We start from the raw sequence: 26,448 nt of genomic DNA, 5'->3' as shown, positions 1-26,448 counted from the left end.
AAATAGGAATTTACTTATATCACCTTAAAACTTGGTCCTGAAACAAGTTCAGGATGATTTGTAAACTTTATGTGCACCTCAATATTACTTTAATTATTCAACCAGCAATAATTCTCCCTCATACATGGCATCTATGGCATCCTTATACCGTGATATTATGTTTTTCCGCTTTAATTTCAGCGTTGGGGTCAGCATATCATTCTCAACTGAAAAATCTTCAGGAATGATGGTAAACTTTTTCACCTGCTCAAAGCGCGCTAAATCCTTATTCAAGCGCTCTATTTCCTTTCCAATAAGCTCATTGACAAGTGGCAGGGTATGTAAATCGGTCTTTTCATTGACATCAAGACCTTTTTCCCTGCAATACTGCAATACATTGTCCCTGTCAATGTTAACCAGTGCCGTTATATATTTCCTTCTATCGCCATATACCATCACATTGGAAATATACGGTGACTGCTTTATAACACTTTCAATATTAAGCGGTGAAATATTTTTTCCAGCAGCGTTTATAATGAGTTCTTTTTTCCTATCTGTGATGTATACCCATCCATCCTTATCAATAAATCCAATATCGCCGGTATGATACCAACCTTCACTGTCTTTAGCTTCAGCAGTAGCTTCAGGTCTGCCCCAGTATTCTTTAAAAACAATGGGACCGCGGACCAGCAGTTCCCCATCATCAGCCACCACCACTTCAACACCAGGTAGTGGCTTGCCTACTGATCCAAATTTAAATGCATGTGGGCTGTTCCATGTTGCAGGTGCTGATACTTCCGTAGCGCCCCATCCTTCCAGTACCAGAATATTTGCAGCATGGAAAAATTCGGCTATCTGTTTTGAAAGCGGCGCCCCACCAGAAACAAAATATTTCAGTCTGCCACCGGTTGCTCTGGTTATCTTTTTAAAAATAAGGTGATTGGCAATAGCATACTTTACTTTCAAAAGTATCGTCAGCTTTTGTTTATTAGATACAATTTCACTCCATTCTCTGCCAACCTTAACGCTCCACCAGAATATCTTCCTTTTTACGGGGCTTTTTTCAGCCATCTGAACCACACGCTCAAATATTTTTTCAAATACACGCGGGACTGCAATAGCATGAGTGGGCTTGACTTCCTGCATGTCAACTAGTATAGTATTGAGTGATTCCGCAAACGCCACCGTTTTTCCTAAATACACACCAAAGAACAATCCTGCAATACGCTCCAGTGCATGCGACAGCGGCAGAAAACTTAAACTTTCCGTAATAACGCTCACATCTCCAATCATGCCGGCAATAGTATTGATAACATAAGCTATGTTTCCATGTGTAAGCACCACCCCTTTCGGTGGTCCGGTGGTGCCACTGGTGTAGATAATACAGATAGGATCCTCTGAAGTAATGGTCTGTACAGTATCATAAATGTTTATTTTTGTTTCAGTATAATGGATGACATCTTGCAGATTTACAACATTGCTATCTCCTTTGTACTGATTATTCATTACAACTATTGAGGTAATGTCATCAATATTTTGATAACTGAGAACCTTCTCCAACTGCATCAGATCCTGGACAAAGACAATGGAACTGCCTGAATTCTGAATGATATAATGGACATCGCGCGGTGTCAGTGTAGGATAGATAGCAACTGAAATAGCACCTAATGATATAATGGCTAAATCAACTAGAGCCCAATACACTGAATTTTCTGATAATATTGCAACCCTGTCACCTTTGCCAATACCTTTAGCTTTAAGCCAAGAAGCTATCGCCTCAACTTTTTCGTAAGCCTGGCGATAGCTCATAGGAATAAACTTTCCATGTTCTTTATATCTGAAAACTACCATCTCAGGCTGTTGTGACACATGATCTGCAAATACCTGCATTAGTCCGGGATACATAGCCAACCCCCATCTCTTAAATTAATCTTTATAAAAGCGTTTGCCACTCTTTGCCATATCTACAAGTATCTGCGCCGGGCTAAAACGTTTCATTCCTTTATCATAATATTTCATCATGGTATCAACAATGGACTTGACACCTTCCCGGTCTATATGACGGAACACCCCTCCTCTGAATGGCGGGAAACCCAATCCTAAAATGGAACCAACATCACCGTCACGTGGTGATGATATAATACCCTCTTGTAGACATAAAGCTGCCTCATTAATCATCATGAGGCTTACACGCTCCTGAATTTCTTGCACAGGTAAATGCTGCCATGTTACCTTCCCTATAACCTTGTAGATTTCTTCGTTAGGCAAACGCATACCTTTCTTTTTGGGTTTGCTATAGTCGTAAAACCCTTTCTTATTCTTTTTGCCTTTAAATCCCTTACTGAATAAAAGTGGCAATACATTGGACGGTGCAGCACCCCGTGCCTTGAATTCCTGCCCCAGCTCAATTGCTACATGTGCACCAACATCAATACCAACCTCATCAATGAGTGCAACAGGGCCAATTGGATAGCCAAACTGTAGCAGTGCACGGTCAATATCGTTCATTGGGACACCTTCTTCAATCAGGAACACCGCTTCATTAAGATATGGTGCAAGTATCCTGGTTGTGTAAAATCCAGGACCATCTCTGACCACTATGCATGTTTTCCCCTGCTCAATGCCAAATTTTAGAGCTGTCGCCACAACCCAGTCAGCTGTCTTTGGTGTTTTAATGATTTCCAAAAGCGGCATTGCAGGAACCGGCGAAAAATAATGCATGCCTATCATGTTCTGTGGCCGCTTTGAAGCTTTAGCAATAAGGCTAATAGGAATAGCTGATGTATTTGATGCAAAAATTGTTTTTTCACTGGTAACTGATTCAACCTCTTTTACCAGGTTCTGTTTCAGTTGCAGGTCTTCAAATATTGCCTCAATGACAAGGTCGGTATTCTTAAAATTCACATAATCATCACATGGCACTATTTTGCCCCACAATATTTCTTTATCAAAGTCCCGTATGGCTCCAGAGCGAGCTCGTTTTTCTAAACTCTTCCGTATCTGCGCCATACTCCGCGAAACTGCATCAAGTGCGGTGTCCTTGACAAGCACTGTGTCACATAACGGCAGTGAGACCTGAGCAATTCCTGTACCCATGAGGCCGGTGCCTATCACTGCTAATTTTGAAATATTCTTTGCTTTTTTCTCCAGAGGATTTTTCTTGAGATCGGTCATTGCAAAGAAAAGATTCATCAGTGATTTTGATTGATAACTTTTCACCAAAGTCACAAAACGCTCTATATCTTTTGCTATACCTTTGGTAACATTGGTTTTGTAGCCATACTCAACCGAATCTATAGCTGCAAGCGCTGCAGGATATAATCCCCGCGTCTGCTTCATCACCATCTTTCGCGCTTGTGAAAATATAATCTTTCGGCCTAACGGATTTGATTCAAGCAACCATTCAATAAATTTCCTTTTTCTTTTTATTTTACGCTTGCCTTTTAACTGTAATACCTTTTTAACTCCTATCTCTTTTAAACCATATGGTATAACTATCTCATCAATAAGCCCCAGGCGCTTTGCCCGCCGTGGCCGCACATTACCCCCCTGCAAAATGAGTGGCAGTGCATTTTGTATGCCAATAAGGCGGGGAAGGCGCTGCGTACCACCTGCTGCAGGAATAAGGCCTAACTTAATTTCAGGCAAACCCATCACCGTCTCAGGGGAATCAGTACCAATGCGGTAATCAGTGACAAGCGTAAGCTCCACACCACCACCCAGGCAGTTGCCATTAATCATTGATACAGTAGGAAATGGAAGTTTTTCTAACTTAAACAGAATATCATTTGCTTTAGAAATATATTGTTTAATCTCTTCGTCGGTTTTCATTGCTTTTAATTCATCAATATCGGCACCAACAACAAAGTTGTCCGGCTTTTCACTGAGTATTACCATCCCTTTATAGTGTTTCCCTTGAGTCTGGTTAATTATTGTTTCTATTTCACTTAAAAGATCACTGGAAACTTTATTTACCTTGCCGGGGCAATTAATGCTTACCACCAGCACATCATTGATAACTTCAGTTTTTAAAAACTGCAAATTGTTCATGGTCATTCCTCCTTTATGCACGCTCTAATATGATGGCATTGCCCACTGCACCGGCTGCACACCCGGCAACCACACCATATCGTTTGCCGGTTTCACGCAACCTGTTGGCACATGTTGTAACAAGACGTGCCCCGGTAGCACCAAATGGATGTCCCAATGAAAGCGAACCGCCATATACATTGAGTGCATCAATGGGGATTTCACCCAATTTGCCGGGCAATCCCAGCCTATCTCTGCAAAAAGAAGATGATGCAAGTGTTTTAATAACACCAATCATCTGTGCGCCAAAAGCTTCATGAATTTCCCATACGCCAATATCTTTAAACTTAAGTTTACCCATTGCTAACGCTTTTGGTATCGCAAAAGAAGGACCTAGCAGAAGCTCCTCCCACAGGTCTTGTGCAGTGAAAGCATATGACTTGATATATGCCAGGGGTTTTATCCCCATCTTTTTTGCCATTGTTTCACTCATAAGAAGAACCGCTGCCCCACCATCAGTCAAAAATGATGAATTGCCTGCGGTTACCGTGCCATATCGCCTGTCAAAGGCAGGTTTTAATTTTGCTAATTTTTCCGGGGTTGTATCCTTACGGAAACCATTGTCTTTTTCCACAAGTTTGCCCTGAGGGGTCACAACCGGTATTACTTCTTTTTTTAAGACCCCCTTTTCCCATGCAGCTGCTGCACGGTTATGCGATAGTGCTGCAAATTCATCCTGTTCACGCTGACTTATACCTAATCGCTTTGCCAGCCTGTCTGCAGTATCCCCCATGCGCATTTTTGTAGAAAACTCACCAATTGCAGGCTGCTCAGGCACAATAAAATCCTTAAAGCTCATGCCTTTTAATAATTTCAATTTGCCAATGATACTTTTTGGGCGCTTGAACATGGTGAGGTCCAAAATAAATCGGCGATAGTTTTTAGATATTTTTATATCAGGATCTGAAAAAGTCTCAACACCTCCCGCAACAATACACTCCGCATTGCCGTTCACAATTAAATTGGCTCCACTGATAATAGCAGCATTAGCAGATATACACGCCACAGTACAGGTATATGCAGGTATTGTGTAGGGAAGCCCAGCAGCCAGCATAATCTCACGTGCAACATTTGTGGTAGCAATATCATTTGCAACACCACCCATAATAACATGGTCCACCAGGTCATTGGGAATACCTGTTTTTGCTATTAAACCCTTAACCGCATGACGACAGATTTCATACGCCATCATTTCTCGATATTCGGTGCCGGAACGCAAAAAGGGCGTACGGCATCCATCAATAATTGCAACTCTGTCACCCCTTGCCATTCAATCCTCCATATATTAAATATTAATTTATATATGCATTTAATTAATAATGCATATTTATTATGTATTACAGTAATACAGTAATACATACCTACTGAACGGTCAACCAAATTTTCTGTAGTTTATAAAAAATTTTTTGTGTAGTATAATTGTGAACAAATATTAAAATATGTTGAAAATTTAGATTTTTAAATTATTGTGTTGAAATAATTACCTTTAGTTATTACGTTAATTTATAATAAAGTCTTTTATCCCATCAGTTTGGAGGAAGCCATGAAATTTGACCAATCAATATTTGAAAATGAACAAACACGTAAAGAATTTCTATACACTACATCTTCATTGCTCATATCACTTTCTGCACTCTCTCTGCTTCACTGCTCTGATGAAGTGCCACAGCAACCATCAAAGAACCTTAACTGGATTTCGTACAAACCTGAAAAACGACCTGTTATGGGAGTTGCTTACTCACCTTCACGTATTTTGCTTAAAAACGGCCTTATCATAGATGGAAGTGGCAACCCACCTTACACCGGCGATGTCATGATACACCATGACACTATCGAAATAGTAACACCAAAAGATATCCAATTCACAGGCACAACAATTGATTGCACTGATAAAATCATATCACCCGGCTTTATCGACTGCCATTCACACTTAGACTGGGTTTTGCCGCTAGATGGACATCCTGAGCTTAAAAATCCATTTATGGAACAGGGGATCACCACAACGGTTACTGGAAATTGCGGGTATGGTGTTGCCGGCTTCAAACCAAAAAGCACATACCTTTCAATGATTAAAAATATTGGTAAAGGATTTTTTGGAGGCGATAGTTCAACGCAAAATGACAACTTTGTAAAACAGGTCGCAATATCGCTTACCTCAATGCAAAAGTACTTTGACTATTGCAAAAGTCACGGCATTCCCATGAATATGGTAAACCTTGCTGGACACGGAACAACACGCATGTCACTTAGAGGATATGAATCAAAGCCTTTATCAAACGATGAGATGAAAACAATGCTGTATCTGTTAGAACAAGCAATGGATGAAGGTGCATATGGCGTTTCGTTTGGACTGCAATATGAACCGGGAATTTTTGCAACCAACGATGAAATAGCAGAAATCTGTAAACTTGTAAAGAAAAAAGACAAAATAGTTACCTGTCACATGAAAGCGTATTCAGCACTTTCGGCAACATATCCGCTAAAGCCTTTTGGTACACCACATAATATCATTGCAATCAATGAGATGCTTGACATTGCAAAGCAAACAGATGTTCGCTTAGAGCTATCGCACCTCATTTTTGTAGGCACCAAGACATGGAAAAACTGCCCTGATGCACTTGCCATTATTGACAAAGCAATAAACTCAGGGATGGATGTCATGTTTGATACCTATGCATACCATTGTGGCACATCGGTCATTAATGTATTTTTCCCAAGTTCATTTTTGGCCCAAACACCACAGATATATGAAGATAAGGTGGCTCTTCTTAAACTCCGCGCTCAGTTAGAATTGATAGTTGCATTGCTTGGTTTTGGCTATAACGATATTCAGATTATTAATGCCAACAATCCTGAGCTTGCTAAATACAATGGTAAATTTTTAAAAGACATTGCAAAAGAACGTGGCATGAGTCAATATGAAAATTTCATTGATTTTGCAAAGAAATCCAACGGCCGTGCACGGGTACTCAATCACCGTTATTCCAGTTTTCAGAATATACTGGATCTCATGAAGCATCGCGCATCACTGTTTATGACCGATGCTACACCATATTCACAGGGGGCACAGAATCCGGCTGCGTTTGGCAACTATCCTCGCTTTTTTGAAATAGCACGTGATTACAAGCTACTTAAGCCCCAGGATTTAATCCGGAAAATGACTGGTGCTATTGCTGACCGTTTTATGTTAAAAAAACGCGGCTACCTGAAAGAAGGATATATGGCCGACATTACCATAGTTGACTGGAAAAATGTCAAAGACAATAACACCTTAACCCAGACCAACAAACGGCCATCAGGTATTGACTATGTGTTCATAAATGGTAAAAAAGTAGTGGACAAAGGCAAAGCAACCGGAGTTCTTGATGCAGGCATGGTGGTTTAACTATTTATTGAATAAAAAACATTGATTTTTAGTGCTATTATATCCACTATTACAACTGTGTCACTTATTCCGTGGAGATAGTTATTTATGAAAAAACTATTGCCTGATACACTCATTGTACTTAGGTCTATGTTTATACATATTATTAGCATGGTTGGCTCAATACTATTGAGTTGCAGAACAGCACGTACATGAAACAAAAAGTAGGAATTATTGGCGCAGGCGCTTCAGGGCTTATTGCTGCGTATTTTGCTTCACTCAATAAGCATAACGAAGTCCATATATTTGAAAAACAGAATAAGATTGGCCGCAAGGTAGCAGCAACCGGTAACGGCAGATGTAACCTGACTAACATGAATATGGGGTCAGAGCATTATCACTCCGGTGATATTCAGTTTGTTACCACAGTGCTGCAGAGCTTTTCATTACAGGACACGCTTAATTTCTTTCATTCTATTGGCATTATAACAACCACACTGGAAAATGGCAAGGTGTATCCTGCATCACTGCAAGCTTCCACGGTGGTGAAAGTTTTTGAACATGAACTATCGCACAATAATGTTCAAATACATCTTTCACGAAAAATTGAATCAATACAGCCTGTACATCACGGTTTTAAGGTAACCACTGCAGGTAAAGAAGAACATTTCTTCCATAAAGTTATACTTGCCTGCGGCAGTTGCGCCTACGGATCACTGGGTGCTTCAAAAGATGGCTATGAACTTGCTCGGTCATTAGGGCATACCATCATTGAGCCATTCCCGGCAATACTGCCCCTAAACATTGTCAACAAACAGCTTCATACGTTACAGGGAATACGCTGGGACTGCACATTGAGTGTGGTAATTGACACCATCATTGTACAGCAAGTAACCGATGAAGTGCTATTTACTGCGTATGGCATATCTGGCCCTGCTGCGCTTGCAATCTCACGCACTGTCAATGCGGCACTGCTTCAGGGAAAGGATGTAACCATCCAGTGTAACATCTTTCCCTATTATGATTACTCTGCATTGTGTGATCACTTTAAAATGTTGCTTTCTCAACCAAATAAATCACTTGAATTTGCCCTGTATGGGATAATGAACAATAAAATGCCCCGTGTGTTTTTATCTATGGCAGGTATTCCGTATGAATGGCCTGCAATTGAATCACTCAACGATATTGATATAATCGTTCAGGCATTTACCCATGCAACACTGTATCCGGGAAAGCCGCGCCCATTTACTGAGGCAGTGGTAGCTGCTGGTGGTATTAATGTAAGTGAGATTAACTGTGCAACGATGGAATCAACATTGCACAAAGGACTTTTTATTACAGGAGAACTATTAGATGTAGATGGTGACAGTGGTGGATATAATCTTCAGTTTGCATGGAGTACTGGAGCTATTGCTGGAAAAAATGCCTAAAACATTGTGATAAAACCTTCAATGTGAGCAATAGCGTTGCACAATCTATCTATATGTTCTGATGTGCTGAATGTTGCCGTAATTGTATAGGAAATAAACGTATTGCGACTGCTTTCTTTTTGGGTTATAGATATGGCCTGAGCATGTTCTCCACAGGTGTTATAAAGGATATCCCTTATGTACGGAAAATTTTTGCATATAACTTTAAAAGTTATTTCCTGAGGAAAATCATTTTCATTGCCCATGGGGTATTCCTTTGAATATATTTACTTTTATACTTCAGTAATTTCAGAGCATTTTCACCGCACTATTCCTATCATTTTGGCAATGAATTCTAATGCACTCTGATTCAGGAATATAATGGCAAATAATAGCACTGCAAAATATATACTGAACTTTTTATCCAGCCTTTCTATCCTTAATATAAACTCAGCCTTGTCCTTTTCAGTCTTTTGATATAACGCATCAATTTTCCCTGTAAGTTCAGCTTTATCTCTCTCAGTCTTTTCAAATAACGCATCAATTTTCCCTGTAAGTTCAGCTTTATCTCTCTCAGTCTTTTGATATAACGCATCAATTTTCCCTGTAAGTTCAGCCTTGTCTTGCTTCATTATGCCCAAAAGCTCTTCTTTATTCTGATTGATGATCCCCAATAGCTCGGCCTTGTCTTTCTCCATCTTTCCAAGTAACTCAATACGAAGGCTTTCCAGATTCTCTTTTGTGGCAAAATGACTGAATACTTCCATTTTAAGCTCTTCTTTTGTTCTATACCAGCTGTCATGCACTGTAGTCACAATCACCTCTTCAAGGCCATTCATTACTTTTTTTGCCTTTTCCTTACCCTTAAAAACATCTTCAAAAATGTCGTATAGATCAGCCGAAAGATGCATTCCCATTTTTTATCTCCTTCCATTTTAAAATTGTAACACATCAATAATGAAAAGTCAATCATATATTGAGCATTCCACTATTTTGCTATCTATATAAAACGCTTTATGATAAAAAAATTTAAAAAATTTTTTATTTTTTCAAACTTTGCGTTCCCTGTCATACTCGTAACTTTAAGTGCACATTACCCTGTATTTTGTTCATAAACTATATTCCATTTGTCGTGCAGAAATCATACCAACTTCAGAATTTCATATCCTGTAATACCCTGCTCATCGCGCATCGTAATAAGCTCCCTCATTACTTCCCTGTTAACCGGTACCCCCTTATCTCTGCGCTCTAAATACACAAGATATTCCTTTTCACCGGCAGTATAAATTCTATCCTGCCCGGGCATCTTGCGCGAATTGCGTAGCTGGCGCAATATATCTCCGGTAACTGCTTTAAACGAATTAATATCTGTAAAAGCTTCAATATCAATGGCTATAAAAAAGTGGCCCAAATGATACGGCACCTTCCTCCCCGCAGTATCAAAGCCAGAGAGCATCTTTAAATAGCTGCCTGCCTGTAATGCAGCTGATAAAATTTCCACCACCGTACAGTATCCATACCCTTTGTAACCAGCACCCTCTTCGCCAATGCCTCCAAGTGGGGTCAGAGCCATAGTACCCTTGATAAGGCCATCCAGCACCTGGTGTGGGTCCGTACAGGTATTTCCCTCGTGGTCAATAACCCATCCCGGAGGAAGGGATTTCCCAAGCCGTGCATACACTTCAACCTTGCCCCGCTGGCTCAAACTGGTAGCGCAATCAAGCAAAAACGGGAACTCTTCATCAGTGGGTATGCCAAAGGTCAATGGATTTGTACCCAGCATATTTTCCACTCCAAAGGTTGGCGCAACCGACGGTCTGGCATTGGTTCCGGTTATTCCTATCATATTATTATCAGCCGCCATCTTTGCATAGTAGCCAGCAATGCCATAATGTGTGGAATTGCGCACAGCAACCATCCCTAAGCCATACTTTTTTGCCTTGTCGATAGCCATTTGCATTGACCTATAGGCTATAACCTGTCCCATGCCATCATGTCCATCCACTACTGCCGTGGTTGGGCCTTCCTTAATGATTTCAAAGTGTGTAACCGGTTTCTGAATGCCTATTTTAATACGATCATAATATATTGGTTTTAATCGATTTACCCCATGCGAATCAATGCCAAACTTATCGGCGGTAATCAGCACATCAGCACAGATTGCAGCATCTTCTTCTGGTACACCTATGCTGGTAAACACATCAATCATATATTGCGTGGCAATATCAAATGGTATCCAGGTAATGTCTTGCATTATGTCCTCCAAAATACATAGTTCTTATTAATATATCCCAAGCTTGATCCAGAATTTGCATTAATCATATGATGCTATCCACACCAGTATAGTATGGAGAAAAACAAATTCTATTATTTTCGTGTTAAGGCATCTGCTTTTTTCAATCCCTAACTATTATACCTAACAATGACAATAGCACGTACAGGCACTATAAAAAGGTCAAGAGTATTTTTCTAAAAATTTCTTCTTTACAACTTTTACGCTTGTACAATATTGTGTACATATATAGTTAAATTTTTTTACACGTAATGGGGGCATGGTATGTTGCAAAAAAGAGTAGAAGATAATGTCTACATTCTTACATTGAATGATGGCAAAATGAACGCACTCACCGACACAGTGCTAAATGACCTTCGCAATTATCTTAAAGAAGCAGCAGCTGATACTTCAATCAAAGGTGTTATTTTAACCGGTGAAGGGAAAACATTTTCATCCGGTTTCAGCCTGCCAATGTTTTTGAGCTTTAAGGATGTCAATGAAGTGGTTAAATTTTTTGAAGTTGAAGAAGAAATTTTACTGGAACTCTTTATGTTTGAAAAGCCGGTTATTGCAGCATTAAATGGTCACACTGTTGCCGGCGGCATGATTTTTGCAATGGCCTGTGATTATCGTATTATGAAAAACCATCCAAAAATCAAGATGGGCATGAGCGAAATCAAGATTGGCCTGCCTCTTTCTGTTGCTCAGTGGAATGTGGTACGCTTTGGCCTCGACAGTGACAAAAAGTTTAGAGACATCATGTATTTTGGTAATATGTTTGGTCCTGAACAGGCGTTACAATTAGGCCTTATTGACGAACTTGTTGAAGAGGATAAGCTGATAAGCAGGGCAAAGGAACTTATTAATCTATGGAAAAACAATCCCGGCAATGCATTTACACCACTTAAATTATGCATACGCCAGGAAACTGCTGACAGAATACGCAAAGACCTTAAAGACGGAAGCTGGACAAAAGGATTGCAATGTTTCTTTGATGATAATGTACGCAAAACATTAGAGTTTGTTCAGGCAGCAATGAGCAAGTAATTTTTATGTTCGATAGTTCCGATAATACAATCAAAGGAGCTATGGGACTTCATCTTTATTATGAATATAAAAGAAGCGGGATGGAAAATATTTTCACTGCGCAGTGAGGAAGTATCATTCACCATCCCGCTTTTCTTTCTTTACCTGTTCTCAGGAATCTTCTTTGCAACCGGTCAGGTGTATACCGAATCACTATTTTTACAAACATACGGAGCAGCAGGGCTATCCAAATTTTTTGCAATCAATGGTATTGTATTATTTCTTTCTGGATTTATCTACACCTATTTCCTTGAATTATTTTCTTTAAAGCGGGCATATGTTCTGCTCATTATGCTATTTTGCTGTATACCCGGAAGCACTTTGCTTCCTTCAAGCTGGGCACTCCATGACCCTCTGTATCTTTTTATTGGAAATTATATTGCAACATTTTATTTAGATGCTCATTTCATTAATTTTTCATTTCAGTTCCTTACCCTGCAAAGTTCCAAACGGATATTCCCGTTTTTAATGGCTGGTTCCAAATTAGGTGGAATAATTATCACCATTATAATTTCCCTGTACAGTACACTTTTCATTCACTATGCTGCATATATATGGCTTGCTGCCGGAATTATGATACTTATCCCATTTTTTGCAACTACAAAAATCAATACAAGCACGCGCAGTTATTACAAACACACATTTATGGACAAACTTTCTACTCTATTTTCAAGCCGCATGTTTATTGTAAGCGCTGTTGCAGTATTTACTATGGCAATTGCCAACCAGCACACAGAGTATTTTTTTGCACGTATCGCCACACACATATATCCTTCACAGGGACAACTGGCTGTTTTTATAAGCAGATATACATTTATAACCGATTTCATAACGGTAGCCATGCAACTTTTTGTTACATCACGCATCATTAAAAAATTGAGTATTCCAACTGCCAATCTGCTCTATCCATCATCATACTGCTTGATTATCATGTATGCAGTATTATCACCCACATTACTTGCTGCTGTAGCATTGCGTTTTTTCAGAAAAAATATGAGCTTCTTTATTCGCCAGCCTGTGAGCAACATAATGCTATCCATACAACCTCCCGACAGAGTAAATCAGGCACGATCAATCATTAACAGCATCGTCAGCCCCCTTGGCATGATAGCAGGTGGATTTTTGCTTTCATTATACGCAACGCTTTCATTACAAATTGTATTCATCATAGCATTTGCAGTGGGATTATTATTTGTAGCTATCACCATAAAACAGAATGCCCTGTATAAAGAAGCAATCTATTTCAAATTGCAACCACAGCTACCAAAAACCTTACATATAACCGGCAGCGATATCATTGAGATTGCAAAAAACCCAAATATAGAAAATAAATCTGAATTTATTGATACTCTGCTGCAGCAAGGTATGTCAGCAGAACTGTTTCCCATGATTATCCAGTATTATGATTTGCTATCTGAAAACACCAAGATACATTTGCTATCTATTATATACGAAGCACCTGAAGAACGTGCCATTGAAATAAGTAAAAAAGCAGTAAATGATGAAAACCCACTGGTACGCGTATATGCCTATCGTTTCCTGTCACAATGTGCGATAGTTACCCGTAAGGAAATTTTGCTGCAATCTAAACCGCTGCTTCCAATTGAACCTTTGATTTACTCTTTGCTGACAAATGACAGTGCATACAATGAAGCATTCATCACCAACAGATTCCATGAGCTTGAACAATGCATTATGCAGGGCAAAGAAAAATCTGACATGGAGTTTCTCATGCTTTGTTCTGTTAGCAAACCCCAATTATACATCAGCATGCTCTATCGTTTAGCACTGGCCAGCGGTAATCTTTGCCTATTTCAATTTATTATCCTTCATGCTAACATGCTTACTCAATCTCAGGTTATACGAATACTGTATCGCTTTAAACATGCACCTCTGCATAACCTGCAGCATTTCCTGACCAAAGCACGGATACATCCTGAGATAAGGTTTTTGCTTTGTGATTATCGCTTTGATCTACCTGTTGAAATGCTTTCTTCACTATTCAGTCCTGAAACCAACTATTCAATTCTGGAAAACCGAATCATTCAGAAACGGCCCTACCATAACAAGGCAAACTATCTGAATGTATTTATTGCATTGAATGTGGTACCAGAGGAAAATCTACCACTTTTTATTAATGCTTCCATTGCACGCATTCACCAGCTATATCAGTGCTGTGCCACCATTAAAGCAACACCTATTGATAAATTATTTAAAGACTTTCTTACAATTATATTTAATGATGCAATACTCTATGAAAAGAATTTGCTTATAAAAGCGCTGGCACTGTCTACTGGAGTACATATTGATATTGCATACGAATCAAATCTTCTTCTTAAAGATATAGAAATTGAAAATTATATTATTGAATTTTTGACTCTAACGCAAAAAGGCAAAAAGGTAGCGTTACTTGAAACGTATTCTGCCAGGGAAGTTGCACCTGCTCCATTGCCTCTTTTTATTAAAAATTGCAAATATCTGCGTTCATGTATACCAGTACTGTCAAAACAGCTTGACTATTGTATTTCCCTGATTAATAATCCCAACAGTAGTAAGGAGGATTCCGTGGCACAGACAATTCAAATACTTACCTTCCTAAAACAAAATGCCCTTTTCAAAGAAACACCTGTTGACCAGCTTGTCCATCTGATGCAGATTGCCCGCATACAAAAGCTTCCTGAAAATACTGAATTCATCAAAGAAGGTCAAACGGGTGATGAACTTTTCATTATTATGGAAGGTGAAGTCAGTGTTACCAGAAAAGGGAAAGAGATAGCCCGTCTCAGAATGGGAGATTGTATTGGTGAGTTATCCATTATAGATAAGGAGCCCCGAAGCGCTACTGTGAAAACCACCACACAATCTCTTTTGCTTTCCTTACAACGCAATGATTTTTTATTAACCTTGAAATCAAATCCTGCAATAGCTATAAATGTGATGAAAGTTATTGCTGATCGCCTTAGATCAACATTATCACAATATACTATATAAACTTACTGCGGTATGAATTGCGTATACAATTTTTATACAAAATGGAAAGAACAACTAACGTAGGTATTGTATACAATAACATTATTACAAATTTAAGGAACTCATGGTGGAAAAATCTATACGATATATTCTGTTAGCTTCAGTCATTTGTATTTCAATGACTCTATTTGCGCAGGACAAACCCCAGGAAAAAAAATCCTCTGTTGGCAAAACTATAAAGAAAACAATTGAGACAATTGACAAACAAACATTATACAAAGAAAAAAAAGAGGCAGAACAGGATATAACAGACAAAAAACAAATACAAACATACCAGCAAGCTGATTTTGATAAACTGAAAGATGCTACCCATGAAGATATCTCAACTATTATAGTTTTACTGGGTGAGATACCACTGGAATCCAAAAATAGTATTTTTGCTCCTGCTATCCTTTATAACAAAAACAATATTTTTAACTCAAATACGGATTTTGCTTTTACCTGGGTTGGATTCAAAGCTACTGCAAAATTCACCCAGAAAAAATTTATATGGGATAATGTTTCCTTGCAGGAAACATTCATTGGATCATTTTTATATGCCAGTGGCACAAACTTTGGATTTTTTGGGGAGCGCTTTAATGAAGACCTCCTGTTTTATACAAACTACACATCGGAGATAGTTACCGTAAAAATTTCTTTGCCGTTCTATAACATACTGGGCTTAACAATTGATTCCCGGCAATACTTCTTTGTAGAGCGAGATACACCACCTGATTTTATTATGCCAAAAAATCACTATAATCTTTTCCCGCGCATTGACTGGAATATTGAGCACTATACTGAACAGGGAATTGATCAATTATTTAATGGCATTGCATTTCAGAACTGGGTTGGATATGGAATACGAAGTCAGTGGGACACGTGGGGTGAACCTGGCAAGCTTCAGATGGGCAAAGAAGCTAAAACCTTTGTTATTTATTCATCAACAGTAACCTTTGGCAAAGTTTTTGGTAACAGCCAAAATGTCATTGTACGCATGCGTATTAAAGGTGGCATTGATAATGACTTTTTATCCCAGCCACGCTTTGGCGGAACCATTGACAATGCTAAGTTAGATGTGGTACATGGCACTACAGTGGATCAGTTCAGAGTAGAGTCTTTTGCCCTGTGCAATATGCAGTACGGATTCAATATAGCTAAACGTTTACGGATGAATCTTTACGCCGATTATGCCTATATTATAAATCCTATATCACAAAAAATTGCAGGTAGCGGCTATGGATTCAGAATACTGGGACCCGGGGGACTTCCTATCTGGCTGACGCATGGTATCAGCAAAATTTTCTCAAGTGATGACAATGTGAGTCAGGTCGTTATGATAATGACCGCTGCTGGTTTTTAAAAAATAACTTGACGGAATAGAATATATTGAAACAAACTTTTTCATGTATTAGATTTACTAGTATGAACTATCGCCTAAATTAAAATTTAACATACAAGCAGGTTAACTATGAACACAATTGAAGGAAAATTAGATGCATCCGGTTTAAAGGTTGCGTTAATAGTATCACGTTTCAATGAATTTATTACCAACAAGCTTTTATCCGGGGCTTTAGATTGCCTGCAACGGCACAATGCCGATGAAAAAAACATAACCGTTATATGGGTGCCCGGTGCGTTTGAAATTCCTCCTGTGGCAATGAAAGTAGCCACCAAAGGCAGTTATGATGCAGTCATTTGCTTGGGTGCAGTTATACGAGGTGCTACTCCACATTTTGACTATGTGGCAGCAGAAGTGTCAAAGGGTGTTGCGCTTGTATCGCTGCAATCGCAGGTGCCGGTTATCTATGGGGTTCTTACAACCGATACCATTGAGCAGGCTGTTGAGCGAGCAGGAACCAAGTCAGGCAACAAAGGCTTTGACGCTGCAATGGCAGCCATTGAGATGGCACAACTGTATAAAAAGATAAGCTAATGGGTCATAGAAGAAAAGCCCGTGAATATGCCATGCAGGCCCTGTACATGTACGAAACAGTTCGTACTCCATTACAGGAGCTAATTTCCCTGCAATGGGTAGATAAGGAAATCCCGGAAGATATCAGGGACTTTGCCATAACTTTAATTGAAGGTACTATAGATCATTTAGATTTTATTGATGACCTGATAAAACGATATTCAAAAAACTGGAAATTTGAACGCATAAACCCTGTTGACAAGTCCATATTGAGAATTTCAATCTATGCCCTGTTATATTTAGATTCCATACCCCATGCAGTCACTATTGATGAAGGGATTGAATTGGGGAAAATTTATGGAAGTGAAAACTCGGGCCAGTTTATAAACGGGATTCTTGATGCAATACGGGTACATGAACTTCAGACGAGGTGAAACATGCCTCCTATAAAAAAACACCGATTTACCATCATTCCTGAAGAAAATCAGCCGGAAGGCATGCGCATCTTTTCTATAGAAAATGAAAAATCCATAAAAAAAGGTTTTAGCATATCAATACCAAAAAAATATCACCCATTAATTGCAGCTTTGTCTCTCATTCTTTTTGTCATATTGGTTGTGGCGATAGTAACTGTTATAAAAAAACCATCATCATTCCTTGATCAAAAACAAACCATTGCACAGGACAATACACTACTACCTGGCATAAGCGACCAGAAGCTAATTCCCGAGGATCTATCGCAAAACCCTCACATACTTCGTGGTAAAACATATTATTTTAAAAAGAATTACACCAGTGCCATAGACGAATTCAATGAAGTGGTTGCATCCGATGCACCTGATAGCGATAAGGCTATTGCCCTCACCTATATTGGCATGATCCATGATGACAGGGGCGACTACAATAAAGCCATTGAAACATTCCTGCGAGCGTTAAAATATAAACCCAAAGACAGCACTATTTTAAAAAATTTAGCACTTGCCTACAGACACAAAAAAGATTACCCCAATGCACTGGCCACTATGGAAAAAGCCATTGACATTGATGAAAACAATCCTGATTTATTGATACTCAAAGGAAATATACTTTTTGATATGGGCAGATTTCCTGATGCAGTTAAAAGCTATACAAAAGCACTGGACATTGCACCCAATAATCCGCAAGCCCTCTATAACACAGCACTAACATTCCTGAAAACCGGTGATGAATTATCAGCAGTGGAATACTTTAAAAAGGCTGCAACTGCTGATTCATCAGGAAATATTGCAAAATTAGCCTATGGCCGTCTAGGAGCATTTTATACCGCCAGGCGCGACTACGCAATGGCTGAAAAATATCTGACCATGGCTATACAGCTTGACCCCAGTGAGCCAGTTAATCACTACAACTTAGGTATAGTGTATATACAGCGCCAGCAGTATGAAAAGGCGTTAGCTGAATTTAAGGCAGCTGAATCATCTGGCGTATATGAAGAAAAGCTTTTAGAAGGCCTTTCAGAAGCATACGCATCACTTGAACGCTATGATGAAAGTATTGCAGTGCTTGAACGCCTGCAGCCAGTGCAAAATAGGAATGTTGCCATCATTGCCCGATTAGCAGAATTATATTACCGCAAAGGCGATTTAGACACTGCTTTTGATTATTACAAGCAGATTACCATATATGAGCCTGTTTCAGAAAATGCCCGGGTGGCTTATGCCAATATGGGCAATATCCGTGATGACCAGCACCGTTATGATGATGCAATAGGCTTCTATAAAAAGGCACTGGCAATAGATCCTAAAGACAGCTCCACCCTGTATAATCTGGGCATTACCTATAAACATGCCGGGAAACCCGAGCTTGCCATTGCAGCATTTAACGACGCTGCACAATATAATCCTGACAATCCCAAACCACGGCTTGCCATTGCCGACCTGTATTATGAAAAAGGTTATTTAGACTTAGCGCTGGATGAATATATAAAAGTGGTACGTCTGTGGCCCAATCTGCAGGAAGCCCAATTTAACCTTGGCATGCTCTATTACAACAAAGGAAGAAATGACTATGCACTGGAAGCATTCAACAGAGTAATTGCAATAAATGGCAACAATGAGTATGCAAAAAAAGCCTATGTAAATATTGGTATTATTTTATCCAGTGCAAAAGATGAAAAACAGCAGGCACAGGCTGTGCAATCACTCCAGAAAGCATTACTTATTTCACCCAATGAACCCGAAGCGCTACTTGCAATGGGTACTATTGCATATAATCAGCATAAATATGATAAGGCATTGGAGATTTTTTATCAGGTACTTGAAACTTCCAGTGATGATGCCATCACTGCACAGGCATATCATAATATAGGTCGCTGCTACTATGCTAAACGTGAATACAAAAAATCGCTGCAATATTTAACAAAAGCTTCTGAGCTTGACCCAACCAACGAAGAAATACGGCTAAACCGAAAAGTAGCAGTAGAAGCATATGAAAAAGAACTTTCATTAAAATAATTTTTTTTGCTGGATTGTCATCCAGCAACAAGTATGCAGTGGAAGCATATGAAAAAGAACTTTCATTGAAATATTTTTTTGTTTTTGGGGTGTCCCAAAAGACACCTCTTTGCAAAGACTTTTACCCTTCTGTCATTGCGAGGAACGAAGTGACGAAGCAATCTTGTCTTCTACAGCATCAGGATTGCTTCCCTTCGACAAGCGGTTTCTGAGCTTGTCGAAGCACTCAGCACAAGCGCTGCCCTTGCAGTGCCGTACACTGTGGTTATTGCAAGCCATACGGTTTGTTTTGAGACAGCCCATGGTTATGCAAAGGAAGCATGCAAAAAGCAACTTTCATTGAAATAGAATAAAGGTATAGTATCTATGCAATACCCCGAAATTCCTGAAGAAATTAAAAAGCTTTTAGCGCAGGGTGAAAAGATTGACGAAATCAGGCTGGATGCAGAAGGTAACTGGTTTCACAATGGACAACCTTTCACCAATCAGCGTATTATAGATTTTTTCAATAAATCAATCAACATTACAAAAGACGGGACATATGTAATACACTATGCACAATTCACCTACCCCATAGTGGTTGAGGATGCTCCGATATTTGTAACCGGCGCCCGTTTCAAAGGTTTTGCTGATTTTGAAACAGTAATCCTGACTCTTAGCACCGGTCAGGAAGAAGAGCTTGATGTTTCCACACTACATGTTCGCAAAGGGAAAGAGCTGTATTGCTATGTACGCAATAACACAATGCTTGCAAAATTCAAACGTTCCGCATCATTTACTATTCTTGACCGCCTTGAAGAAACTGATGATATTTTTTATCTGACTATTGCAGGCAAGAAAATTGTTCTGGAAGAAAAATTGTCATAATCTAATTGTACCAATTTTAGACATCAGTGATGTCATAACACTTCTATTTTTCACAAAAGATCCAATGGGTCAATATCTATCTCCAAATATGTTCCCTGCGGGTTCATCTTCTTTTTACACTGAGCCAGTATGCCACTCAACCTTTCAACATTGTTTGATTTCAACACAATATGATACCGGTACTGTGATGCTATTTTATACAGTGGTGCCCGGGATGGTCCAAGTATTGTTATGTCAGGAAATTGTGGCGATAGTTCCTGTAATATATCCCTGCACTGACCAGCAACATTTGCCACAATATCCTCTTTTGCACCTCTGACCACAAGCCGTGCTAAGCGAACATATGGCGGGTACTGTAAAGCTTTGCGTAATGAAAGCTCCCTGTGACAAAAACCAATATAATCGTGGTTCTTCAAATAGTGAAATAAAGGATTTTCAGGATTAAATGTCTGTACTATTACTTTGCCGGGAATATCACCACGTCCTGAACGACCTGCTACCTGTACCAGCAATGCAAATGTGCGCTCCACCGCCCTGAAATCAGGAAGTAAAAGCCCAATGTCAGCCAGAATAACACCAACCAGCGATACATTGGGAAAATCAAATCCCTTTGCCACCATCTGCGTTCCCAGCAAAATGTCAATTTTCCCATTCATCATATCATTGACCACAGTGGGAAGAAAGTTTTTCTTTCGTGCTGAATCCTGATCAAGGCGTACTAACGTTGCTCCAGGAAACATTTTTTGCAAAACTTCTTCAACACGCTGGGTACCACTGCCAACCATAACCAGATTTTTTGAACCGCAGTTATTACAGTGTTCCGGTACAACAGTTTCATAGTGGCAGTAATGACATAGTAATTTTTGTTTATGATGGGTAAGACTAATGCTGCAATGCGGGCACTGGACAGATGTGCCGCAATCCTGACACAACATCACCGGAGCAAAACCTCGTCTGTTCAAAAGCAGTATTACCTGCTGCTTTGCTTCAATTGCCTTTTTAATTGAAAACAGTAATGTATTTGAAAATATAGTGCGTGCATTTGATGCCTTTACGGTAACTATCTGTAGTTCAGGAAGTCTGGCAGTTCCAAAACGCTTGTGCAATTGGTGCTGAACTATACTATTACGCTGTATTGCATACAGTGTTTCAAGTGACGGTGTTGCTGAACCCAACACCAGCATTGCACCTTCCTGGCGGTGTCTGTACCAGGCGACGGTGCGTGCATGGTAGCGCGGCGTGCTGTTTTCTTTATAAGAGCTGTCATGCTCTTCATCAATGATGATAAGACCTAATGTTGGTGCCTGCATAAAAATTGCTGAACGCGTACCCACCGCAATCATTGCCTGACCCGTATAAAAGCGCTTCCAGCTGACAAGCCGCTGGTTTGGATTCATGCCGCTATGATACATTACCAGTGTGTCTCCAAATACTGCTTTAAGGCGGTCAAACATCTGTGAGGAAATAGAAATCTCAGGCACTAAATACAAAACAGCTCTCCCCTGCTGTATCATCTTTTTTGCAAGGGCAATGTACACTTCGGTTTTACCGCTGCCAGTTATACCATAAATGCAATGTACCTTCTGCGGTTGGTTAAGAATGGCTTTATATATTTGTTCCTGCTCTTCAGTAAGTATTACCTCTTTAGAACTATCGCCAAAAGTAAACGGCTTTGTGCGTGTAGTATATGATTTTCCTGAAGGCAATGCAGTACCCAGTGCCTCACCAAAATAGCACACATAATGGTTTGAAATAAAATGTGCCAGCGTAAGCAAGCGATCATCAAAGATGGGCTGTGTATCAAGCACCTTGATGATGGGCTTCACATCAAAACCCGGGGGATTGTCATGGACATTAACAACATACGCGGTAGTTTTACGGTTTTTAAAATGAACTACAACTCGCATCCCTTTTGCTATGGTGGTATCATCGGTGCTGTATGTAAAAAAACCATCAATGGGGAATCCTACAGCAACATCTACAAACATATCTATTTCCCATCCAGCACAGCTTTAACAAGCTTCAATGTATTCCATGCTGGCTTTTTTAATTCAGGGTTTTTTAACAGGGTAATAGGGTGTTCAATGTTAAACCACTGGATACCACTGCTGTTCTTAACAATCTTCTGTAAGGGGCGCATTTCACCCATAACAATAATTATCTGTGGTTTTACAAGTTCTATTTCTTTTGCAAGAAGATTCTGGCAGTGTGAAAACATGGTACCGGGAAGTTGACTTTGACTTTCACATTTAATCATGTGTGTGATATAGCAGGATTGAACATGAACACCAATAGCTTTCATCATCTTATCAAGCATTATATCAACATCAGGCTGCAACACCTTCTTTTCAACAGACGAAAGCATGGATGGCGGATTCAATAGTATCATGATTCCTGACGAAGCATCACCACCATGGATTGTATTCTTTTCTGTGGTCTTGCATTTATTGCATTGCGCTACCATTTGCTGTACTTTTTCCTGAAGCGTACTCAATACAACAGGTGCAACAACATTTTTCCTGTTTGAAAAATAGCTAATTTCATCAGTATAGGCCAGTACCAGTGGGATTCGCCTGTCATACTGTATATGAGTCATGATTGCTTCTTTAAGTAAATGGTACATGATAGTGCCTGTAGATAAGTTTTAGAATAAAGTAAAATACACACTGGCGTGCTATAACCTGTCAATATTAATATGATACTGCCTAATTTTCCTGTGGAGATTAGTGCGCTCAATTCCCAACGCTTTGGCTGTGGCTGATATATTTTTATCATATTGCTTTAGCATTTTAATAATATACTCTTTTTCAAATTGTTCACGTGCTTTTTTCAAACTGGATGTTTCTTTGGCAATAGTATCCTCATAATCATAGGACTCAATATGTTTGGTAACATCCTGTGCCTGTATAACTTCAGAAGGCACCATAATGGTAAGCCGTTCAATGACATTCTTCAGTTCTCTGACATTACCTGGCCATGAATAATTGACTAAAAATTCCATGGCACTATCGCTCATCTGTTTGATGCCAAGACCATGCTCGCGCGCAAATTTTTCCAGAAAGTAATCAACCAGCAACGGAATATCTTCACGGCGTTCTGAAAGAGGCGGTACAAAGATGGGGATAACATTAAGACGATAGTACAGATCTTCACGAAAGCGCCCCTGCTCAATGGCCTCTTTAACATCCACATTGGTTGCGGCAATAACACGAACATCAACCGTAATGACATCATTACCACCCACTCGCTCAAACTGTTGTTCCTGTAATACACGCAGCACCTTGGCCTGCGCGCTGGGGCTCATATCACATATTTCATCCAGGAATATTGTTCCTTTATCAGCCAATTCAAATTTTCCCAAGCGGCGGGCAACAGCTCCGGTAAATGAGCCTTTTTCATGTCCAAACAGCTCACTTTCAATAAGCTCATCGGGTATTGCTGCGCAGTTGACTTTAATAAAAGGCTTATCGCTGCGTTTTGATTTACGGTATATAGCACGGGCAACCAGTTCCTTACCTGTGCCATTTTCACCGGTAATAAAAACCCTGGCATTGGTTGACGCAGCTGTATCAATGATCCGCTTAACCTCCTGCATTGGAGGTGAGTTGCCAATCATCTCATCTTCTAATGTAATATTTTTCTTTAATAGAATATTCTCTCTTTTTAATTCAATCTGTTCCAGCGCATTCTTTAATGAGGTTATGACACGCTCCATTGAAGGTGGCTTTTCCAGAAAATCATAGGCACCATACCGTGTTGACTTCACTGCTATATCAATTGACCCGTGTCCTGAAATCATGATAACAGCTACATCCGGCTTTGTTTGCTTGATACGTTGGAGTACCTCCAATCCATCAATGTCAGGAAGCCATACATCAAGAAATACGACATCACACTCATTTGATTTGATAAATTGAACCGCATCATTGCCATTTTCAACAGCATACACCGTATGGCCCTCATCCTGCAATATGGCTTTCATAGTGTTCAATATGTTTTTTTCATCATCAACAACAAGTATTTTTGCCATAATCCCTCAAAATAGAATAAACATAGATTGCGCTACAATACAGAAGCTTCTTTGGGAACAATATCTTACTGTAAGGGTATGGTAATCGTAAATTGTGTACCCTTACCTTTTGAATCACAGGTTATATTCCATTTATGGTCAATAATAATTTTTTCAACTATAGCCAGCCCCAGACCCATGCCGCTTTCTTTGGTTGAAAATGTTGGTTCAAAAACTTTAGATAGATTTTCTTCAGGTATTCCTATACCATTATCGTTAAACTGAATATATAGTACTTGTTTTTCTTTATCATACATACTTGTGATAGTAATTTTGGTTGCTTTTGCTTCAATTGAATTCTGAATAATATTTAGAAAAGCCTGGCGTAATAATGCCTTATCACACATCACAGGCGGAAGATTAGTATCCAGATTAGTAATAAATGAAATTGCATCGTTTCCATACATAGCAATACAATCTTCAAGAATAGTATTAATATTTTCTTTAACCAGATTAATTTCCGGTAACCTGGCAAATTTTGAAAATTCAGAAAGCATGTTCATCAAAATATTTACTTCTTCAATAATAGTATTGGTTGCATCTTTTACAATAATAGGAAATTCCGGGTGATTTTCCTCATACCTTCGGTAAAGCCTTTCTGCTGACAGTCGAATTGGCGTTAAAGGGTTTTTTATCTCATGTATTAGTTTTCTTGCTATGTCACTCCACGCCTGTAACTTCTGTGTCTGATACATCATTTTCCTGCCATGATCAAGCTGTTTGGCCATTTGATTAAATGATTCATATAAAACAGCTATCTCATCCTGTTCTTTTCTGGTAAGATTTATCAGGAAATCACCTTTTGCAATCTTTTCAGAAGCTTCAACCAGTTCAAGCACCGGTCGTGTTATACTTTGCGATATCATGATGCTCAGGATGATAGCAAGCAAAATAATACCCAGTGAAAGTAAAATCAACGCTATGCCAATACCTGTCTGAAAATATGGCTTAAGAAATTCCTGCTTTTTATATTCACTGTATGCTGTATTTAAAAAATCAGCAGTTGCAAACATATCTTTTGGTATTAATCTGTACATTACAATACAGTATGGGCCATATTGTGTGTAAGCAACTGAGTATATGTTATTGAATATAGATAATCTGCTGCAATGAACCAGGCTCGTAATATGTGCAAGTTGAAGAAAGGTAACAATATTGGATACAATATCAGGATTATTGTTACCAGCATACAGTAATGTAACATTATTTTGTAGTACGCCTTTTGATCCAACAAGTGTTACAAATAACGAAGTATTTGTATACATATAACGCTGAATGAAAGCTGGATGTAATAGATATTCTGTACTTACATAATGATTGTTTAAATCATATCTCAGTTGATTCAACTGCTTGACCAGATTTTCTTCTGTTTCAAGAACCATTTGATTGGCAAGGTCAACAGACTTTTCCAGCGCAGAAATAGTTTTTTCAGTAAAAAATTGATTAATAGTTGAATTTACTATATTATTGGTAATGACAATAATGGGTATAGTTGGAACGGTAGCAATAACTATTAATGCTAATGCTATTTTAGTCCTTATACTGCTGCTGTAAATAACTTCAGGATGAACCCGTAAACGAAATGATATTAAAATAAAAAATACAGCAGCAGCCAGTGGTATAATCATGACAAGATTGACAAAAAAACCTTCACCAACTGAAGTATTTTCACTTTGAGGAGGCAAAAGAAAAGCAATGATAGTGGCAAATATAAAAAATGTGCCAATAAAAATCAGTGAATTTTTAATATTTTTCTTTGATACATATTCTTTTAAATAATCTTTTATGGACAATAACATCATAGTATCACAAATTATTCCTTAAATATAAATTACAAACAAAATATTAACGCACACTATGACCACCTGAGGCAGTGCAGGAATATTGCTTTTTA

Annotated in this window: 19 protein-coding genes; 9 read left to right on the top strand and 10 right to left on the bottom strand. The window is 39.0% G+C overall.

Features of this window, described 5'->3' with window-relative positions; all coding sequences use genetic code 11:
• Positions 1–93 precede the first annotated feature (93 nt).
• Genes AB1444_04280 through AB1444_04270 form a run of 3 tightly spaced genes read right to left on the bottom strand, consistent with a single transcriptional unit; the run spans position 94 to position 5,338 of the window.
• Positions 94–1,884 (bottom strand): long-chain fatty acid--CoA ligase, encoded by a 1,791-nt coding sequence (locus AB1444_04280; protein MEW6525869.1) that lies wholly within the window; start codon positions 1,882–1,884, stop codon positions 94–96.
• 21 nt (positions 1,885–1,905) lie between these two features.
• Complete coding sequence (locus tag AB1444_04275; GenBank protein ID MEW6525868.1) at positions 1,906–4,029, bottom strand: 3-hydroxyacyl-CoA dehydrogenase NAD-binding domain-containing protein; 2,124 nt, start codon at positions 4,027–4,029, stop codon at positions 1,906–1,908.
• 13 nt (positions 4,030–4,042) lie between these two features.
• The gene (locus tag AB1444_04270; GenBank protein MEW6525867.1) at positions 4,043–5,338 is read right to left on the bottom strand and encodes an acetyl-CoA C-acyltransferase; all 1,296 of its coding nucleotides are present in this window, start codon (positions 5,336–5,338) and stop codon (positions 4,043–4,045) included.
• Between the two features lie 273 nt (positions 5,339–5,611).
• Between AB1444_04270 and AB1444_04265 the strand changes: the two genes are divergently transcribed.
• Positions 5,612–7,453: a hypothetical protein gene (locus tag AB1444_04265; GenBank protein MEW6525866.1), complete on the top strand. Its 1,842-nt coding sequence runs from the start codon at positions 5,612–5,614 to the stop codon at positions 7,451–7,453.
• Between the two features lie 191 nt (positions 7,454–7,644).
• Positions 7,645–8,862, top strand: a complete 1,218-nt coding sequence (locus AB1444_04260) for an NAD(P)/FAD-dependent oxidoreductase (protein MEW6525865.1) — start codon at positions 7,645–7,647, stop codon at positions 8,860–8,862.
• Here the strand turns inward: AB1444_04260 and AB1444_04255 are convergent.
• From AB1444_04255 to AB1444_04245, 3 genes are all read right to left on the bottom strand, one after another.
• On the bottom strand, positions 8,859–9,107 hold the full coding sequence (locus AB1444_04255; GenBank protein MEW6525864.1) for a DUF493 family protein: 249 nt from the start codon (positions 9,105–9,107) through the stop codon (positions 8,859–8,861). The genes AB1444_04260 and AB1444_04255 overlap by 4 nt on opposite strands.
• 54 nt (positions 9,108–9,161) lie before the next feature.
• Positions 9,162–9,758, bottom strand: a complete 597-nt coding sequence (locus AB1444_04250; protein ID MEW6525863.1) for a hypothetical protein — start codon at positions 9,756–9,758, stop codon at positions 9,162–9,164.
• A gap of 224 nt (positions 9,759–9,982) precedes the next feature.
• Positions 9,983–11,095 (bottom strand): Ldh family oxidoreductase, encoded by a 1,113-nt coding sequence (locus AB1444_04245; GenBank protein MEW6525862.1) that lies wholly within the window; start codon positions 11,093–11,095, stop codon positions 9,983–9,985.
• A gap of 303 nt (positions 11,096–11,398) precedes the next feature.
• On the opposite strand from AB1444_04245, the gene AB1444_04240 reads away from it, so the two are divergent.
• The 7 genes from AB1444_04240 to AB1444_04210 all read left to right on the top strand — a co-directional run bounded on the left by AB1444_04240 (position 11,399) and on the right by AB1444_04210 (position 20,485).
• Entirely contained in the window at positions 11,399–12,163 is a 765-nt protein-coding gene (locus AB1444_04240; GenBank protein MEW6525861.1) for an enoyl-CoA hydratase/isomerase family protein, read from the top strand.
• A gap of 60 nt (positions 12,164–12,223) precedes the next feature.
• Positions 12,224–15,193 carry a cyclic nucleotide-binding domain-containing protein gene (locus AB1444_04235; GenBank protein MEW6525860.1) on the top strand — a complete coding sequence of 990 codons (2,970 nt, stop codon included), beginning with the start codon at positions 12,224–12,226 and terminating at the stop codon, positions 15,191–15,193.
• Between the two features lie 103 nt (positions 15,194–15,296).
• Positions 15,297–16,574, top strand: coding sequence for a hypothetical protein (locus AB1444_04230; protein ID MEW6525859.1), 1,278 nt, complete (start codon positions 15,297–15,299; stop codon positions 16,572–16,574).
• A gap of 108 nt (positions 16,575–16,682) precedes the next feature.
• Complete coding sequence (gene ribE, locus AB1444_04225) at positions 16,683–17,147, top strand: 6,7-dimethyl-8-ribityllumazine synthase (protein MEW6525858.1); 465 nt, start codon at positions 16,683–16,685, stop codon at positions 17,145–17,147.
• Positions 17,147–17,560 carry a transcription antitermination factor NusB gene (gene nusB / locus AB1444_04220; GenBank protein ID MEW6525857.1) on the top strand — a complete coding sequence of 138 codons (414 nt, stop codon included), beginning with the start codon at positions 17,147–17,149 and terminating at the stop codon, positions 17,558–17,560. The genes ribE and nusB overlap by 1 nt, the downstream gene beginning before the upstream one ends.
• Before the next feature lie 3 nt (positions 17,561–17,563).
• Positions 17,564–19,618 carry a tetratricopeptide repeat protein gene (locus AB1444_04215; protein MEW6525856.1) on the top strand — a complete coding sequence of 685 codons (2,055 nt, stop codon included), beginning with the start codon at positions 17,564–17,566 and terminating at the stop codon, positions 19,616–19,618.
• 366 nt (positions 19,619–19,984) lie between these two features.
• Complete coding sequence (locus AB1444_04210) at positions 19,985–20,485, top strand: hypothetical protein (protein ID MEW6525855.1); 501 nt, start codon at positions 19,985–19,987, stop codon at positions 20,483–20,485.
• 50 nt (positions 20,486–20,535) lie between these two features.
• Here AB1444_04210 and priA read toward each other — a convergent pair whose 3' ends face one another.
• The 4 genes from priA to AB1444_04190 all read right to left on the bottom strand — a co-directional run bounded on the left by priA (position 20,536) and on the right by AB1444_04190 (position 26,356).
• Positions 20,536–22,473 (bottom strand): primosomal protein N', encoded by a 1,938-nt coding sequence (gene priA, locus AB1444_04205; protein ID MEW6525854.1) that lies wholly within the window; start codon positions 22,471–22,473, stop codon positions 20,536–20,538.
• 2 nt (positions 22,474–22,475) lie between these two features.
• On the bottom strand, positions 22,476–23,108 hold the full coding sequence (locus AB1444_04200; protein MEW6525853.1) for a uracil-DNA glycosylase family protein: 633 nt from the start codon (positions 23,106–23,108) through the stop codon (positions 22,476–22,478).
• A gap of 51 nt (positions 23,109–23,159) precedes the next feature.
• Positions 23,160–24,515, bottom strand: a complete 1,356-nt coding sequence (locus tag AB1444_04195; protein MEW6525852.1) for a sigma-54 dependent transcriptional regulator — start codon at positions 24,513–24,515, stop codon at positions 23,160–23,162.
• A 65-nt stretch (positions 24,516–24,580) separates the two neighbouring features.
• On the bottom strand, positions 24,581–26,356 hold the full coding sequence (locus AB1444_04190; protein ID MEW6525851.1) for an ATP-binding protein: 1,776 nt from the start codon (positions 26,354–26,356) through the stop codon (positions 24,581–24,583).
• Between the last annotated feature and the right edge of the window lie 92 nt (positions 26,357–26,448).

It is taken from the genome of Spirochaetota bacterium (assembly GCA_040756435.1).
GTDB lineage: Bacteria > Spirochaetota > UBA4802 > UBA4802 > UB4802 > UBA4802.
Note: the sequence above shows the minus strand (reverse complement) of the source record. Positions and strands in the feature narration are given on the sequence as shown.

What these genes read in the sequence shown, in the direction of transcription:
- AB1444_04270 (MEW6525867.1), bottom strand. Translation starts at nt 5,338, where the DNA reads ATGGCAAGGGGTGACAGAGTTGCAATTATTGATGGATGCCGTACGCCC.
- AB1444_04245 (MEW6525862.1), bottom strand. Translation starts at nt 11,095, where the DNA reads ATGCAAGACATTACCTGGATACCATTTGATATTGCCACGCAATATATG.
- AB1444_04190 (MEW6525851.1), bottom strand. Translation starts at nt 26,356, where the DNA reads ATGATGTTATTGTCCATAAAAGATTATTTAAAAGAATATGTATCAAAG.
- AB1444_04195 (MEW6525852.1), bottom strand. Translation starts at nt 24,515, where the DNA reads ATGGCAAAAATACTTGTTGTTGATGATGAAAAAAACATATTGAACACT.
- AB1444_04240 (MEW6525861.1), top strand. Translation starts at nt 11,399, where the DNA reads ATGTTGCAAAAAAGAGTAGAAGATAATGTCTACATTCTTACATTGAAT.
- AB1444_04200 (MEW6525853.1), bottom strand. Translation starts at nt 23,108, where the DNA reads ATGTACCATTTACTTAAAGAAGCAATCATGACTCATATACAGTATGAC.
- AB1444_04235 (MEW6525860.1), top strand. Translation starts at nt 12,224, where the DNA reads ATGAATATAAAAGAAGCGGGATGGAAAATATTTTCACTGCGCAGTGAG.
- nusB (MEW6525857.1), top strand. Translation starts at nt 17,147, where the DNA reads ATGGGTCATAGAAGAAAAGCCCGTGAATATGCCATGCAGGCCCTGTAC.
- AB1444_04280 (MEW6525869.1), bottom strand. Translation starts at nt 1,884, where the DNA reads ATGTATCCCGGACTAATGCAGGTATTTGCAGATCATGTGTCACAACAG.
- priA (MEW6525854.1), bottom strand. Translation starts at nt 22,473, where the DNA reads ATGTTTGTAGATGTTGCTGTAGGATTCCCCATTGATGGTTTTTTTACA.
- AB1444_04215 (MEW6525856.1), top strand. Translation starts at nt 17,564, where the DNA reads ATGCCTCCTATAAAAAAACACCGATTTACCATCATTCCTGAAGAAAAT.
- AB1444_04210 (MEW6525855.1), top strand. Translation starts at nt 19,985, where the DNA reads ATGCAATACCCCGAAATTCCTGAAGAAATTAAAAAGCTTTTAGCGCAG.
- AB1444_04275 (MEW6525868.1), bottom strand. Translation starts at nt 4,029, where the DNA reads ATGAACAATTTGCAGTTTTTAAAAACTGAAGTTATCAATGATGTGCTG.
- ribE (MEW6525858.1), top strand. Translation starts at nt 16,683, where the DNA reads ATGAACACAATTGAAGGAAAATTAGATGCATCCGGTTTAAAGGTTGCG.
- AB1444_04265 (MEW6525866.1), top strand. Translation starts at nt 5,612, where the DNA reads ATGAAATTTGACCAATCAATATTTGAAAATGAACAAACACGTAAAGAA.
- AB1444_04260 (MEW6525865.1), top strand. Translation starts at nt 7,645, where the DNA reads ATGAAACAAAAAGTAGGAATTATTGGCGCAGGCGCTTCAGGGCTTATT.
- AB1444_04250 (MEW6525863.1), bottom strand. Translation starts at nt 9,758, where the DNA reads ATGGGAATGCATCTTTCGGCTGATCTATACGACATTTTTGAAGATGTT.
- AB1444_04255 (MEW6525864.1), bottom strand. Translation starts at nt 9,107, where the DNA reads ATGGGCAATGAAAATGATTTTCCTCAGGAAATAACTTTTAAAGTTATA.
- AB1444_04230 (MEW6525859.1), top strand. Translation starts at nt 15,297, where the DNA reads ATGGTGGAAAAATCTATACGATATATTCTGTTAGCTTCAGTCATTTGT.